This is a genomic window from Streptomyces sp. NBC_01294 (genome assembly GCF_035917235.1).
GTDB classification, from domain to species: domain Bacteria; phylum Actinomycetota; class Actinomycetes; order Streptomycetales; family Streptomycetaceae; genus Streptomyces; species Streptomyces caledonius.
Map to the genome: position 1 here is coordinate 2,347,388 of NZ_CP108423.1, position 14,373 is coordinate 2,361,760.

Below are 14,373 nucleotides of genomic sequence, written 5' to 3' on the forward strand. Positions count from 1 at the left end.
GAGCCTATCCGGCCGCCCCCCGAACCCGGAGGCGACCTTACTTGTCGCGCTTCTCCTTGATCTTCGCGGCCTTGCCGCGGAGCTCACGGAGGTAGTACAGCTTGGCACGGCGCACGTCACCGCGGGTGACGAGCTCGATCTTCTCAAAGATCGGGGAGTGGACCGGGAAGGTACGCTCCACGCCGACGCTGAAGGAGACCTTGCGGACCGTGAAGGTCTCGGAGACGCCGGCGCCCTGGCGACGGATGACGACGCCCTTGAACTGCTGGATACGGGAGCGGTTGCCCTCGATCACGCGGACGTGCACGTTGATCGTGTCACCCGGGCGGAAGGCCGGGACGTCCGAGCGGAGCGCGGCGGCGTTGACGCCATCGAGCAGGTGAGACATGTTCTTCGTCTGCTTTCTTCGCATGACGCCACAGGTCGCCAGTGCGGGTTTCCGTAGAGAATCCGGTTGCCGTGGGACCCGGCGGACGACGGTCCCCCTGTGGCAGGGGCGTCCGCGAGCACACAGCAGCCGCCTATTCTTCCACGGCTTGCGGCCTGCACCAAAATCGGCCGTCGGCGGACGGCTTCCAGCCCAGGATGGAGAGGATCTCCCGGTCCTTCTTGTCGAAGGCGGAGGCCTCGCAGCGCTCGATCAGATCGGGGCGGTTGCGCGCGGTCCGGCGGAAGGCCTCGTCCCGGCGCCAGCGGGCGATCTTCCCGTGGTGGCCGCTGAGCAGCACGTCGGGGATGTCCCGGCCGCGCCACACCGGGGGCTTGGTGTAGACGGGCCCCTCCAGCAGGTTGGCCATCTCGCCGGGCGCGAAGGAGTCGTCGCGGTGCGATTCGGCGTTGCCGAGCACTCCGGGCAGCAGCCGGGCCACGGCCTCGGTGACCACCAGGACGGCGGCCTCGCCGCCGGCCAGGACGTAGTCGCCGATGGAGACCTCGTACACCGGCATGCGCGTGGCGTACTCGTCCATGACCCGGCGGTCGATGCCCTCGTACCGGGCCGGCGTGAAGATGAGCCAGGGCCGCTCGGAGAGCTCCACGGCCAGCTCCTGGGTGAAGGGCCGGCCGCTGGGCGTGGGGACGACCATGACGGGTCCGTGCGCGCCCGCCTCGTAGCCGTCGGCCAGGGCCGCGTCCAGGGCCTCCCCCCACGGGTCGGTCTTCATGACCATGCCGGGGCCGCCGCCGTACGGGGTGTCGTCGACCGTGTTGTGCCGGTCGTACGTCCAGTCCCGCAGGTCGTGGACGTGCACGTCGAGCTGTCCGCGGGCGCGGGCCTTGCCGACGAGGGAGACGTTCAGCGGCTCCAGGTACTCGGGGAAGATCGTGACGACGTCGAGACGCATCAGGCCTCGTCCCCGGCGTCCTCGTCACGGGTCGAGTCGATGATCGCCTCGCGCTCGTCGATCAGCCCGGGCGGCGGGGTGATGACGCAGCGCTGCTCCTCGAGGTCGATCTCGGCGACGATCTCCTCCACGAAGGGGATCATCACCTCGGAGCCGTCGGGCCGCTCGACGATGAAGAGGTCCTGCGAGGGCAGGTGGGAGATCTCGGTGATCCGGCCGATCTCGGTGCCGTCGGCGAGGACCACGTCCAGGTCCATCAGCTGGTGGTCGTAGTACTCGTCCTCCTCCTCCGGCAGCTCGGCGGGGTCCACCTCGGCGATCAGGAGGGTGTTGCGCAGCGACTCGGCGCCGCTGCGGTCCTTGACGCCCGCGAAGCGGAGCAGGAGCCGCCCGCTGTGCACGCGGCCGGTCTCGATCGTCAGCGGTCCCACCGTCGCGGGCTCCGTCTTGAGCACGGCGCCGGGGCTGAGCCGCAGCTCCGGCTCGTCCGTGCGCACCTCGACGGTGACCTCACCCTTGATGCCGTGGGCGCGGCCGATCCGCGCGACTACCAACTCCACTGTGCTCTTCCCTTGCTGCGGCGTGGTTGCTCAGATCCATGGTGGCTCCTGCCCGCGGGCAGAAACGACTCGGGCCGGGGCGGGCGACGAACGCCCTCCCCGGCCCGTGCCGGTGATTCAACTTCTCAGCGGACCTGGTCCACGTCGACGAGGTCGACGCGGATCCCCCGGCCGCCGATGGCGCCCACGACGGTACGCAGAGCACGTGCGGTGCGGCCGTTGCGGCCGATCACCTTGCCGAGGTCGTCGGGGTGAACCCGGACCTCGAGCACCTGCCCGCGGCGCAGGTTGCGCGAGGCGACCTGCACTTCGTCGGGGTTGTCCACAATGCCCTTCACGAGGTGCTCAAGAGCCTCCTCGAGCATGCTCAGGCCTCGGTCGACTCGGCGGTGGCCTCAGCCTCGTCCGCCTTCTTGTCGGCCTTCTTCTTCTGCGTGATGGCCTCGCCCTTGCCCTCGCCGATGCCCTCGAGGGCCTTGGCGAACTCGTCGAAGGAGCGACGCTTGCTCTCCTTCGTCTCCGGCTGCAGGAGCGGCGCGGGGGCGGGGAGACCCTTGTGGGCCTGCCAGTCACCGGTCAGCTTCAGGATGGCGAGCACAGCCTCGGTGGGCTGGGCGCCGACGGACAGCCAGTACTGCGCACGCTCGGCGTTGACCTCGATGCGCGACGGGTTGTACGTCGGGTGGTAGATACCGATCTCTTCGATCGCGCGACCATCCCGGCGGGTGCGGGCGTCGGCGACGACGATGCGGTAGTGCGGCTGGCGAATCTTGCCGAGGCGCTTGAGCTTGATCTTGACTGCCACTGGAGTGGTGTCTCCTGAACTTGACGTGGTTGGGCACATGAGATGCCACGTGGGGTTGCGGTACTCGGGTGCCCGATGGACGCGTCAGCCGGAGGAGAGAGGGGTCCTATGCGACTGTCGAGTACAGCTAGCCATTGTGCCATACGCCTGCGGCGCCGCCGCGCGGGGAGGACCGCTCCCTGCGAGCGGGCGCGACTCATCGCCGGAGCGGCCGTGCGCGCGCCGGTACGGGGGCGTGCCGCTGCACGGGCTGCCGTCGGCGCGGTGGCACCGTCTGGGCTCGGCCCGCCGCGGGTGGTGACCCGTGACACCTGTGGACGGACACAGGGCGGCGGCGGGCGCGGGGTGGTTGCGGGACTCGACCCGGTGGGGTCAGGACGCCGCCGCGATAGCCACCTCTGGAATCCGGAAGGGCTTCATGCAGCCGCCGCACACGATCGGCGCCTGCGCGAGCACGGAGGGGACCACCCGCACGTTGCGCCCGCAGTCGCAGACCGCCTTGACGCGGACGCCGCCGCCGGAGGACCCGTGACGGGCGGCCGGTCCGCGGAAGCTGCGCTTGGTGTCGGCGGCCGTGGCGACCGTGTGGGCCTTCAGTGCGCGCTGCAGCCGCTCCATGGTGGGGCGGTAGCGCTTCTTCGCCTCGGGATTGAGCGTGACCAGCGAGAAGCCGCTGCTCGCGTGCGGTTCTTCGGAGTGGTCCAGCCCCATCTCCTCGGCGATCGCGAGGAATCTGCGGTTGTGGTAGCGGCCAGCGCGCGAGGTGTCTCGGACCCCTCGGGCGGCGGCGATGCCGTGGACTGCCTCGTGCAGCAGTCGCTCGAAGGAGAGCTCGGCGCCACAGGCGGACGACGACTCTCCGATCAGGGACTCGGGCGCGGCAAGGTCAGGCAGCTCGGGGTGGTACCGCTGAATATCGGCCCACGCCTGCGCCAGCTCTGCGGCGAGAACAGGTGGTGTCGTGCTCACGTCGTGACAACGAGCCGAGGTGCCCGGGTGTTCCGATTCCGGGCCATTCCAAATTTTTTGCACGTACCAGTCAGTTCAGCCTGATGCGTCCTGACGAGGACGGGTGCGTCGATCTCAGGAGGAGTCGGTACGTAACGACGACCGGAACGCATCAGCCCCGGCGTGCGGCACAGGCCGCGCGCCGGGGCGTGAGAGCTGCTCAGTACGAGCGCGCGACGATCGCGAGGGTACCGGGGGCGTCGTCCGTCTGCGGGACCGACCCGTCCGCGGCGATCAGGCAGCGCACGGAGACGGCCTGCTCGGCCAGCTTCGCCTCGCCCTCCGGACCGAGGTCCGCCCACGGGATCCGCGCCCAGCCACCGGCGATGGCGGCCTCGGCGGCCTCCTCGATGGTCGAGACGTCGGACGTACGGGACTCACGGCGCTCGCGGGACTCGCGCAGCAGCTGCGCCTGGTCCTCGTCGAGCACCTTGGGCAGCAGGTCGGCGAGCGCGTCGATCTGCACGGGGGTCTTCCCGCCCGGGATCCGGCGGGCCAGCATCGCGGTGCCGGCCTCCAGGTCGCGGGGGCCGATCTCGATGCGGACCGGTACGCCCTTGAGCTCCCAGTCCACGGCGCGGCGGCCGAAGGGGGTGTCGACGCGGTCGTCGACGTGTACGCGCAGCCCGGCGGCCTTCAGCTGGGCGCCCAGCTCGCGGACCTTGGCCACGGCCTCGTCGCCCTTGATCGCCATGACGACGACCTGGACGTGGGCGAGGCGCGGCGGGACGCGCAGGCCGTTGTCGTCGCCGTGGGACATGATCAGGCCGCCGACCATGCGGGTCGAGACGCCCCACGAGGTCTGCCAGACGAGCTCCTGCTTGCCTTCCTTCGACAGGTACTGCGTGTTGAAGGCCTTGGCGAAGTTGGTGCCGAGCTCGTGGCTCGTGCCGAGCTGCAGGGCCTTGCCGTCGCCCATCATGCCCTCGAGGGTGAGGGTGTTGATGGCGCCGGCGAAGCGCTCCTTGGCGGTCTTGCGGCCCAGCACGACGTCGATGCCGAGCACGTTCGTCATGAAGTCGCCGTACACGTCCGTGTGGATGCGGGCGGCGTAGTCGCGGGCGTCCTCGTAGGTGGCGTGGGCGGTGTGGCCCTCCTGCCAGAGGAACTCGCTCGTACGGAGGAACACGCGCGGGCGCATCTCCCAGCGGACCACGTTGGCCCACTGGTTGATCAGCAGCGGCAGGTCGCGGTAGCTCTGGACCCACTTGGAGAAGTAGTCGTTGATGATCGTCTCGGAGGTGGGCCGGACGACGACCGGCTCTTCCAGCTCCTTGCCGCCGCCGTGCGTGACGACCGCGAGCTCGGGGGCGAAGCCCTCGACGTGCTCGGCTTCCCTCGTCAGGTACGACTGCGGGATGAACAGCGGGAAGTAGGCGTTCTGGGCGCCCGCGTCCTTGATGCGCGCGTCCATCTCCTGCTGCATCCGCTCCCACAGGCCGTAGCCGTACGGTCGGATGACCATGGTGCCGCGGACCGGACCGTTGTCGGCCAGCTCGGCCTTGTTGATCAGATCCTGGTACCAGCGGGGGAAATCCTCCGCCTGCGGGGTGAGAACGGGTGCCTTTGCCATGCCGCGAATCGTACGGCGCCCGGCAGGCGATACGTGAATCGGGTGGCGCGCTCCTCTGGACGCGGGGGCGAATGGGGAGTTCTCTGGCAACGGGGGCAAGGGGGCGACACGGAATCAGGAGCGCTCTTTCGATGACACCGACGCCGACGGCGACGCTCGTCGCCCGGGACTGGGCTGAGATCCAGGAACGGATGCTGGTACCGCTGTACGAGGCGGTCTACGACCGGCTGGAGGTCGGGCCGGGCGACCGGCTGCTCGGCCTCGACTGCGGGGCCGGCCTGGCCCTGCTGCTCGCGGCCGGGCGGGGAGCCGTGGCCACGGGCGTGGAGCCGGATCCCGCGCGGCGGGCGCTGGCCCGTGAGCGGCTGCTGGAGGTGCTGGCGGCCCCGCCGTCCGCGCCGCGCCCGTACGACGCCCTGCTGGCCTTCTCCCCGGACCCGGAGGTCCTGGCCTCGGCCCTGCCGGCGGTCCGGCGCGGCGGGGCCGTGGTGCTGGCCGACTGGGGTCCCGCGGAGCGCTGTACGGTGCCCTCGGTCCTGGGCGGCGGGCCCGCGCCGCGGGACCTGGACGCGCTCGTGGAGTGGGCCGGACTCAGACCGGACGGGTCGGGGCGGGTGTTCTGCCCGTTCGGGTACGCGGACGTGGACAGCGCGGTGCGCGGCCTGCTGTCGACCGGGCTCTATCCCGTCGCGAGCACCGGCTCCGGCGCAGCGGCCGGCGCCGCGCCCTTCGACCTGGGCGATCCCGCCCTGGCGGAGAAGGAGCTGACCGAGGCGCTTCACCCGTTCGAGCGGTCCGACGGCGCCGTGTGGCTGCCGAACATCTTCCGGTACGTGATCGCCCGGGTGGCCTGACGCCGGCGGCCGCCCGTCAGTCGGCGCCGTGCGCCTTCGTCAGCCGGGCGATGCCCGCGGCGGCGTAGGCGGCCCGCTCGTCCAGGGTCTCGTTGGCGAGGAGGGCCTGCGCCAGGGCGTCCAGCTGGGGGCGGTGCTCCCGCAGCAGGCGGCAGGCCTCCACGTAACACTCGTCCACGATCCGCCGCATCTCGTGGTCCACCGCGTCGAGGGTGGCGGGGGCGGCGGACAGTCCGTAGGGGCTCTGCGCGTCGGACGGGATGGCGGTGAGCTTGCCGACGCGCTCGCTCATGCCCCAGCGGCCGACCATGCCGCGGACGATGTTGGTGACCTGTTCGAGGTCGTTCTCGGCGCCCGTGGTGATGACGTCGTAGACGATGTGCTCGGCCGCCATGCCGCCCAGCGCGCCGATGATGCGGCCCCGGAGGTACTCCTCGGTGTACGCGTAGCGGTCCGCGTCCGGCGTCGAGAGGGTGACGCCCAGCGCGCGGCCGCGGGGGACGATCGTGATCTTGCGTACGGGGTCGGCGCCCGGCTGGAGCATGCCGAGGAGGGCGTGGCCGCTCTCGTGGTAGGCCGTACGGCGGCGTTCCTCCAGCGGCATGACCAGGGACCGTTCGGCGCCGAGCTGGACCTTCTCCAGCGCGTCCGACAGGTCGGACTGGGTGACCTGCGTCTGCTGGCGCTTGACGGCCAGCAGCGCGGCCTCGTTGGCCAGATTGGCGAGTTCGGCTCCCGTCATGCCGGGGGTGGTACGGGCCACCTGGGCCAGGTCGACGTCCTCGGCGAGCGGGATGTCGCGGGTGTGGATGCGCAGAATGGCCTCGCGGCCGCCCCGGTCGGGCGGGGAGACGACCACCGTGCGGTCGAAGCGGCCGGGGCGGGTCAGCGCCGGGTCCAGCACGTCCGCACGGTTGGTGGCGGCCAGGACGATCACGCCCTCCGAGCCCGAGAAGCCGTCCATCTCGGTGAGGATCTGGTTCAGGGTCTGCTCGCGTTCGTCGTGGCCGCCCATGGCCGCGCCGCCGCCCCGCACCCGCCCGATGGTGTCGATCTCGTCGATGAAGATGATGGCGGGGGCCACCTTCCTCGCCTCGGAGAACAGCTCGCGCACCCGGGAGGCGCCGACGCCGACGATCATCTCGATGAACTCGGAGGCGGAGGCGGAGAAGAACGGCACGCCCGCCTCGCCCGCGACCGCCCGCGCGAGCAGGGTCTTGCCGGTGCCGGGCGGGCCGGACAGCAGGACCCCGCCGGGCATCCGGGCGCCCATCTTCCGGTACTCCTGCGGGTTCTTCAGGAAGTCGACGACGTCGTTGAGCTCCCCCGCGACCTCGTCGATGCCGGCCACGTCCGCGAAGGAGGTGCGCTGGGCGCCCTCCTGCAGTTCCACCGGCTTGGGCGGCGCCTTGCGGCCCAGCCCTCCCACGCCGCCCAGCCCGCCGCCCATCCGGCGGGCGACGACCACCCACAGCAGGACCAGCAGCAGCATCGGGGCGAGGGCGAGCAGCAGGTTGGAGAGGAAGCTGCGCTGCACGACGACCGGGGAGGCCGTCACGTTCACGTTCTGCTTGGTGAGGTTGGCCCACAGGGCGTCGTCTGCGAAGGCCGGGCGCTGGGTGACGAACTTGGTGTAGTCCCCCTTCTCGCCGTCGGGCAGCGGCTGCTTGGCCTTCAGCTCGCCCTGGATCGCGTCGCCCTTGGAGTAGATCTTCGAGACGTTTCCGTCGGTGACCTGCTTGCTGAACTCGGTGTACGAGATCGTCGGCTCGTCCCCCTCGTTGAAGAAGGACAGCACCAGGTTGGCGATCAGGTAGACGATCAGGGCGGCGAGGATCAGCCCCCGCCAGCCGCCCGGCATCCGCTTCTTCGGCGGAGGGGTGGGCGGCGCGCCCTCCGAGCGCCAGGGCGTGTCGGCCCGGTCTCGGGGAGGTACGGGGGTGGGGCTGGGCACGGGGCGCCTCCTTCTGCCATCCTCCCGGCCGACCATAAGGGATAAAACGGATCATCGCCCCAGCAGAAACAGGAGGGCCCCGACCGTGTGACCCTGTCGGTCACACCCTGGTCGGGGCCCTCCTCGCACGCCTGCGTGCGGACTACTTCATGAACTTCTTGAACTCGTCCGGAAGGTCGAAGTCCTGGCCGGCCTGGCCGCCGCCCGCCGGAAGACCGAAGGGGTTTCCGGCGGCCGCGGGCTCGACCGCCTGCGGACCCTGCTCCCTGCGGGCCGCGGCTGCGGCCTCCTCTTCCTTGCGCTTCATCGGGTTGCCGCTCTTGCGCTTGCCCTTGGCCTGCTTGACCTGCTTCTTCTGCCGGCCGGGGCCGCCGCCCATCCCGGGGATGCCCGGCATTCCGGGCATGCCGCCGCCCTGGGCCATGCGGGACATCATCTTGCGGGCGTCGAAGAACCGCTCCACGAGCGCCTTGACGGCGCTGACCTCGGTGCCGGAACCCTTGGCGATACGGGCACGGCGCGAGCCGTTGATGATCGTCGGGTCCTGGCGCTCGGCCGGGGTCATCGACTTGATGATCGCGGCGGTGCGGTCGACGTCGCGCTCGTCGATGTTGTTGATCTGGTCCTTGATCTGCCCCATGCCGGGCAGCATGCCGAGCAGCTTGGAGATGGAGCCCATCTTGCGGACCTGCTCCATCTGGGCCAGGAAGTCGTCGAGCGTGAATTCCTTGGGGCCCTTGGCGAGCTTGGCCGCCATCTTCTCGGCCTCGGCCTGCGAGAAGGTCTTCTCGGCCTGCTCGATGAGGGTGAGCATGTCACCCATGTCGAGGATCCGGCCCGCCATGCGGTCGGGGTGGAACGCGTCGAACTCGTCGAGCTTCTCGCCGTTCGAGGCGAACATGATCTGCTTGCCGGTGACGTGCGCGATGGAGAGCGCGGCACCGCCTCGGGCGTCGCCGTCGAGCTTGGAGAGCACGACGCCGTCGAAGCCGACGCCGTCGCGGAAGGCCTCGGCGGTGTTGACCGCGTCCTGGCCGATCATGGCGTCGACGACGAAGAGGATCTCGTCGGGGCTGACGGCGTCGCGGATGTCCGCGGCCTGCTGCATCAGCTCGGAGTCGATGCCGAGGCGGCCGGCGGTGTCGACGATGACGATGTCGTACTGCTTGGTCCGCGCGTACTCGATCGAGTCCTTCGCGACCTGGACCGGGTCGCCGACGCCGTTGCCGGGCTGGGGCGCGTAGACGGCCACGCCCGCGCGCTCGGCGACGACGCTCAGCTGGTTGACGGCGTTGGGGCGCTGGAGGTCGCACGCGACGAGCAGCGGGGCGTGGCCCTGCCCCTTCAGCCACAGGCCGAGCTTTCCGGCGAGGGTGGTCTTACCGGCACCCTGGAGACCGGCCAGCATGATCACGGTGGGGGCGGTCTTGGCGAAGCGCAGCCGCCGGGTCTCGCCGCCGAGGATGGTGACGAGCTCGTCGTTGACGATCTTCAGGACCTGCTGGCCCGGGTTCAGGGCCTTGCTGACCTCTTCGCCGCGGGCACGTTCCTTGACGTTCGCGATGAAGGAGCGGACGACCGGGAGGGCGACGTCGGCCTCGAGGAGGGCGATACGGATTTCCCGGGCCGCTGCGTCGATGTCAGCCTCGGACAGCCGGCCTTTGCCGCGCAGGCCCTTGAAGGTATTCGCCAAGCGGTCGGAGAGCGTATCGAACACGGTGGTCGCGATTCCTCGGGTCGGGGGCGGTGTGGTCGTCCCCCAGGGTATCGGCCCTCGCCGCGTGGTGGACCCGGCGGGCGGTCCCGGCTCTGCCCGGACCCGCGTCTCACACGCCGGAGGGGCCGGATTCGGCACGTGCCGACTGCCCACCGCGCCTCAAAGACCGGGGCTCCGCCCCGCACCCCGCGCCTCAAACGCCGGAGGGGCCGGATCCCGCCGGCGTTTGTGGCACGGAAGTCAGGACAGGGTCGTCTGGATCCAGGTTGCCAGGGTGGATGCGGCGTGGGGGTCCAGGGGTTTGCCGTCCGTGGTGGTCACGTAGAGCGTGTCCACCGCGTTCGCGCCGAGCGTCGAGACGTGCGCGCTGCGGACCCGGACGCCGCCGGACTCCAGCGCGCGCCCGATGCGGTGCAGCAGTCCCACCGCGTCCGGAGCGCGCACCTCCAGGACCGTGGCCAGCGAGGAGACGTCCGGGACCACCGTCACCCGGGGCGGCGGCGGGACCACCCCGCGCCGCCGCGGATACGCCGCCTCGCGGTCCGCCAGCTTCGCCGGGACGTCCAGCGAGCCGTCCAGGGCGCGGACCAGGTCGGAGCGGAGCCGGGCGCCCTGCGGCAGCGCGCCGTACTCCGCCGCCACCCGCCACCGCAGCACGAGGACCTCGCCGAGCTGGTCCGGGAGCTCCACCGAGCGCAGGTCAGCCGCCCGTACGGTGAGCCGGTGCAGGGCCAGCACCCCGGCCACCGCCGGGAGGACCCCCGGCTGGTCGGGGACCGCCACGACGAGTTCCACGCCGACCGCGTCCTCCTCCTGGCGGGTGTGGAGCGCCAGCACCGGCTCCCCTGTGCGCAGGGCCTCCACCGCCAGGCGTTCCGATTCCGTGGTCGGGATCTCCGGTTCCCGCGCCGCCGGGGCCGTGCCCCGCAGGACGGCGGCGACCCGCGTGACGAGGTCCGTCACGAGGGATCCCCGCCAGGCGCTCCACGCCGCCGGGCCGGTGGCCAGGGCGTCCGCCTCGGTCAGGGCGTGCAGTATCTCCAGCGTGCCCACCGACCCCACGGCGTCGGCGACGGAACGGACCGTCGCCGGGTCGTCCAGGTCGCGCCGGGTCGCGGTGTCGATCAGCAGCAGGTGGTGCCGTACGAGCGCCCCCAGTACGTCGACGTCCTGCGCGTCGAAGCCGACCCGTGCGGCGACGTCGCGCGCGATGGTCTCGCCGGCCACCGAGTGGTCGCCCGGCCAGCCCTTGCCGATGTCGTGCAGCAGCGCGGCCATCAGCAGCAGGTCGGGGCGGCCGACCCGGCGGGTGAGGGCCGAGGCGCGCACCGCCGTCTCGATCAGGTGCCGGTCCACCGTCCAGGTGTGGACGGGATTGCGCTGCGGGCGGCAGTGCACCCGCTCCCAGTCCGGGAGCAGCCTCGTGATCAGGCCTTCCGCCTCCATGGCCTCCCACACGGCGACCGTCGGCTCCCCCGCTCCCAGGAGGGTGAGCAGCTGCTCGCGGGCCTCGGCCGGCCAGGGCACCGGCAGGGCCTTCCCCTGCTGCGCGAGCCGGCGTACGGCGTGCGGCGACACGGGCAGGCCCGTCTGCGCGGCGGCCGCGGCGAAGCGCAGCGGCAGTACGGCGTCGCGGTCCGGGCGGGCGGCCAGGGCCAGTACGGCCTCGCCGTCGGATTCCACCACCCCTTCGGCCAGTGGCGCCCGCGCCGCCGCCGGGGTGCCCCGGGTGCCCAGCAGCCCGCGCAGCCGGGGCCGGGCGGCGCGCGCCCGCAGCACCCGCCCGACCTCCCGCCAGGTCACGTCACCGGCGTACGCGACGACCCGCGCGGCCTCGTACACCTCGCGCAGCAGCGCGTCCGCGTCGAGGAGCCCGAGCTGCGCCGCGACCTGGTCCTGTTCCTGGAGCGAGAGCCGGTCGGTGGCCCGGCCGGTCACCAGGTGCAGGGCGTCGCGCGCGTCCAAGAGCCGCCGCCGTGCCTCGGCGAGGCCCTCGCGCGGGGCGTCGGCCAGCCAGGACGCGGCGACGGCCCGCAGCGCGGTGGCGTCCCGGAGCCCGCCGCGGGCCTCCTTGAGGTCGGGTTCGAGCAGGAAGCGGAGCTCCCCGGCCCGCTCGGCCCGCTCACGGCACAGGGAGTGCAGCTGCGGGAGGCGTTTGGCCGCCTGGTTGCGCCAGTCGGCCAGTACGGAGGTCCGCAGGCCGGCGAGGAGTCCGGCGTCGCCGGCGACGGTCCGGGCGTCCAGCAGCCCGAGGTGCACCTTGAGGTCCTCGGAGGCGGTCTTGCGGGCCTCGCCGGGGGTCCGTACCGAGTGGTCGAGGGCCAGGCCGAGGTCCCAGACCGGGTACCAGACGCGGTCGGCCAGCGCGCTCAGCGCCCGCGGCTCCGCCTTGCCGTCGTGCAGCAGCACCAGGTCGAGGTCGCTGCGCGGGGAGAGTTCGGCCCTCCCGTAGCCGCCGACGGCCACCAGGGTGGCGCCGCGGACGCCGGTCTCCCGTGCGGCGGTCGTGAACAGGGCGTTCAGCCATTCGTCGGTCAGCCCGGCCAGGGCGGAACGCCGCGACGGCCCGGACCGCGACTCCTCCTGGAGGAGTCGCAGCCGGGCCGCGGCGTATCCGCTGGGTCCCGAGTCGGCCGTGTGGTCCGCATTCTCTTCGACGCTCGTCACCCGGGATCTCCCGTCACCTAGAGCGCGTCAGCGCCGCGCTCGCCGGTGCGGACCCGTACGACCGAGTCCACGGGGACGCTCCACACCTTGCCGTCACCGATCTTGCCGGTGGCCGCCGCGCTCACGATCACCCGGATCAGTTCCTCGGCGTCGGAGTCCTCGACCAGCACCTCGATGCGGATCTTGGGGACGAGGTCGACCTGGTACTCGGCACCGCGGTAGACCTCGGTGTGGCCGCGCTGGCGGCCGTAGCCGCTGGCCTCGGTGACCGTGAGTCCCTGCACTCCGAAGGCCTGGAGGGCTTCCTTGATCTCGTCCAGCTTGTGCGGCTTGACGATCGCGGTGATCAGCTTCATGCGTCAACCTTCTTGCTCGCTGCGGAGGGGGTGGGGGCGGCGGTGCTCCGCGAGGCGGCTCCGCCACCGGCTCCGCTGAAGTCGTAGGCGGTCTCGGCGTGTTCGACCTGGTCGATGCCGGCGACCTCGTCGTCCTCGGTGACCCGCATCCCGATCGTCTTGTCGAGGAGGAAGGCGAGCAGCGCGGACGCCACCAGAGAGTAGGCGAGGACGGCGAAGACTCCGATGGCCTGCTTGCCGAGCTGCTCCAGGCCGCCGCCGTAGAAGAGGCCGGCCACGTCGGACTGGACCCCGCCGGTGGCGAAGAGGCCGACGAGCAGGGAGCCGACGATGCCGCCGACGAGGTGGACGCCGACCACGTCGAGGGAGTCGTCGTAGCCGAACTTGTACTTGAGGCCCACGGCCATGGCGCACAGCACACCGGCGATGGCGCCGACGGCGATCGCGCCGAGCGGGCTGACCGCACCGCCGGACGGGGTGATGGCGACGAGGCCGGCGACCGCGCCGGAGGCGGCGCCGAGGGTGGTGAAGGAGCCGTGGCGCAGCTTCTCGTATCCGAGCCAGGCGAGCATGGCGGCGGCGGTGGCGACCTGGGTGTTGACGAACATGACCGCGCCGACGCCGTCGTCGTTGCCGAGCCAGGAGCCCGCGTTGAAGCCGAACCAGCCGAACCAGAGCAGACCGGCGCCGAGCATCACGAGGGGGAGGCTGTGCGGGCGCATCGGGTCCTTCTTGAAGCCGACGCGCTTGCCGATGACCAGGATCACGCCGAGGGCGGCGGCGCCGGCGTTGATGTGGACGGCCGTGCCGCCCGCGAAGTCGATGACGCCCATCTCGAAGAGCCAGCCGCCGGAGCCCCAGACCCAGTGGGCGACGGGGAAGTAGACGGCGGTGACCCACAGGGCCGTGAACAGGGCCCACGCGCCGAACTTCACGCGGTCGGCCAGGGCGCCGCTGATCAGGGCCGGGGTGATGACGGCGAACATCAGCTGGAAGACGGCGAAGACGTAGACCGGGATGGTGTAGCCGTCCCACAGCTCGGTGATCCCGATGCCGCTGAGGCCGACGTAGTCGGAGTTCCAGCCGATGAGGGAGCCGGAGTCGGTGCCGAAGGCGAGGCTGAAGCCGTAGAGCACCCAGAGGATCGTGACGATCCCGAGGCTGATGAAGCTCATCATCAGCATGTTGAGGCTGCTCTTGACGCGGACCATGCCCCCGTAGAAGAAGGCGAGTCCCGGGGTCATCAGCATGACCAGGGCGGAGCAGATGAGCATGAACCCGGTGTTCGCGGCAGACAGCGTCGGGGCGTCTGCCGCGAGGGTCGTGATGGCTGATGCCATCGGCGTCTCCTCGTCGTCGGTACGTTCGCGTGCGGGCGATCGTGAAAACCTGAGCGGCGGCAATAAGAACTGGCCGGTTATTGGCCATGAGATTCGCGCAGGCCGGTTTCCGGCGGCGCCGCTGGGTGTTTCGTGCCCGTGACGAAGAGGTCGGGCGTGTTACGCGCCCATGAACGGGGTCGTACGCAAAAACCGG

The 14,373-nt window shown here is 71.4% G+C and carries 13 protein-coding genes; 1 reads left to right on the forward strand and 12 read right to left on the reverse strand.

The annotated features are described in order from the left end of the window. Nucleotides 1–37: 37 nt before the first annotated feature. The 7 genes from rplS to proS form a co-directional block, all read right to left on the reverse strand. Nucleotides 38–388, reverse strand: a complete 351-nt coding sequence (rplS, locus tag OG534_RS10305; protein ID WP_030823745.1) for a 50S ribosomal protein L19 — start codon at nt 386–388, stop codon at nt 38–40. 133 nt (nt 389–521) lie between these two features. Then, nucleotides 522–1,343, reverse strand: coding sequence for a tRNA (guanosine(37)-N1)-methyltransferase TrmD (trmD, locus tag OG534_RS10310; RefSeq protein WP_326587792.1), 822 nt, complete (start codon nt 1,341–1,343; stop codon nt 522–524). Next, on the reverse strand, nt 1,343–1,903 hold the full coding sequence (gene rimM / locus OG534_RS10315) for a ribosome maturation factor RimM (RefSeq protein ID WP_326587793.1): 561 nt from the start codon (nt 1,901–1,903) through the stop codon (nt 1,343–1,345). The genes trmD and rimM overlap by 1 nt, the downstream gene beginning before the upstream one ends. Before the next feature lie 125 nt (nt 1,904–2,028). Next, nucleotides 2,029–2,268, reverse strand: a complete 240-nt coding sequence (locus OG534_RS10320) for an RNA-binding protein (RefSeq protein ID WP_030011889.1) — start codon at nt 2,266–2,268, stop codon at nt 2,029–2,031. 2 nt (nt 2,269–2,270) lie between these two features. Next, a complete protein-coding gene (rpsP, locus tag OG534_RS10325; RefSeq protein WP_008737511.1) occupies nt 2,271–2,708 on the reverse strand; it encodes a 30S ribosomal protein S16 in 438 nt (145 codons plus the stop codon). 372 nt (nt 2,709–3,080) lie between these two features. Beyond that, entirely contained in the window at nt 3,081–3,677 is a 597-nt protein-coding gene (locus tag OG534_RS10330) for a hypothetical protein (protein ID WP_326587794.1), read from the reverse strand. 199 nt (nt 3,678–3,876) lie between these two features. Further along, nucleotides 3,877–5,289: a proline--tRNA ligase gene (proS, locus tag OG534_RS10335; protein WP_326587795.1), complete on the reverse strand. Its 1,413-nt coding sequence runs from the start codon at nt 5,287–5,289 to the stop codon at nt 3,877–3,879. Between the two features lie 131 nt (nt 5,290–5,420). Here proS and OG534_RS10340 point away from each other — a divergent pair, with 131 nt between their 5' ends. Beyond that, a complete protein-coding gene (locus OG534_RS10340; RefSeq protein WP_326587796.1) occupies nt 5,421–6,143 on the forward strand; it encodes a methyltransferase type 11 in 723 nt (240 codons plus the stop codon). A 16-nt stretch (nt 6,144–6,159) separates the two neighbouring features. On the opposite strand, the gene ftsH is transcribed toward OG534_RS10340, so the two are convergent. From ftsH to OG534_RS10365, 5 genes are all read right to left on the reverse strand, one after another. Then, the gene (gene ftsH, locus OG534_RS10345; protein ID WP_326587797.1) at nt 6,160–8,133 is read right to left on the reverse strand and encodes an ATP-dependent zinc metalloprotease FtsH; all 1,974 of its coding nucleotides are present in this window, start codon (nt 8,131–8,133) and stop codon (nt 6,160–6,162) included. A 106-nt stretch (nt 8,134–8,239) separates the two neighbouring features. Next, the gene (gene ffh / locus OG534_RS10350; RefSeq protein WP_326587798.1) at nt 8,240–9,814 is read right to left on the reverse strand and encodes a signal recognition particle protein; all 1,575 of its coding nucleotides are present in this window, start codon (nt 9,812–9,814) and stop codon (nt 8,240–8,242) included. A 240-nt stretch (nt 9,815–10,054) separates the two neighbouring features. Beyond that, nucleotides 10,055–12,481, reverse strand: coding sequence for a [protein-PII] uridylyltransferase (locus OG534_RS10355; RefSeq protein WP_326587799.1), 2,427 nt, complete (start codon nt 12,479–12,481; stop codon nt 10,055–10,057). Between the two features lie 17 nt (nt 12,482–12,498). Beyond that, nucleotides 12,499–12,837 carry a P-II family nitrogen regulator gene (locus OG534_RS10360; protein WP_326587800.1) on the reverse strand — a complete coding sequence of 113 codons (339 nt, stop codon included), beginning with the start codon at nt 12,835–12,837 and terminating at the stop codon, nt 12,499–12,501. Next, nucleotides 12,834–14,177 carry an ammonium transporter gene (locus OG534_RS10365; RefSeq protein ID WP_326587801.1) on the reverse strand — a complete coding sequence of 448 codons (1,344 nt, stop codon included), beginning with the start codon at nt 14,175–14,177 and terminating at the stop codon, nt 12,834–12,836. The genes OG534_RS10360 and OG534_RS10365 overlap by 4 nt, the downstream gene beginning before the upstream one ends. Nucleotides 14,178–14,373 lie beyond the last annotated feature (196 nt).